Here is a 618-nt window from a genome sequence, read left to right as displayed (position 1 = left end):
AAAGACCATCGAGATGGACCGCATGCGCGAGGCGCAGGTGGAAGCCGAACGCAAGGCCGAGCAGGAAAAGCGCCAGGTCGTGCTGAAGCTGGCCTCCGACTTCGAAGCCTCGGTCGGCACCGTGGTCAACCAGGTGTCCTCGGCGGCGACCGAGATGCAATCGTCCTCCGAGGCGATGAGCGCGACGGCCGAGGAGACGACCCGTCAGGCTTCCGCCGTGGCGGCGGCCTCGGAACAGGCTTCGGCCAATGTCCAAACCGTCGCCTCGGCGGCCGAGGAACTGTCCTCCTCGATTTCCGAGATCAGCCGCCAGGTGACGCAGGCCTCGCAGATCGCGGCAGCCGCCGTCGCCGAGGCCGAGCAGACCAACGTCAAGGTCCAGGGCCTGGCCACGGCGGCCAACAAGATCGGGGAAGTCGTTGCCTTGATCACCGACATCGCCGAGCAGACCAACCTGCTGGCCTTGAATGCCACCATCGAGGCGGCCCGGGCCGGCGATGCCGGCAAGGGCTTCGCCGTCGTGGCCTCGGAAGTGAAAAACCTGGCCAACCAGACGGCCAAGGCGACCGACGAGATCGGGGCCCAGATATCGGGCATCCAGTCGGCGACCCAGGAGGC

Annotated in this window: 1 protein-coding gene; it reads left to right on the top strand. The window is 67.2% G+C overall.

Going from position 1 to position 618, the window contains the following annotated elements; translation table 11 throughout:
• Nucleotides 1-618: methyl-accepting chemotaxis protein (locus tag ODR01_RS25225; RefSeq protein ID WP_316980475.1), on the top strand; the 618-nt coding region annotated here is incomplete at both ends.

Source organism: Shumkonia mesophila (genome assembly GCF_026163695.1).
Taxonomy (GTDB): Bacteria; Pseudomonadota; Alphaproteobacteria; order Rhodospirillales; family Shumkoniaceae; genus Shumkonia; species Shumkonia mesophila.
The sequence above is the reverse complement of the archived record's forward strand: the minus strand, read 5'-3'. Positions and strand labels throughout refer to the sequence as shown.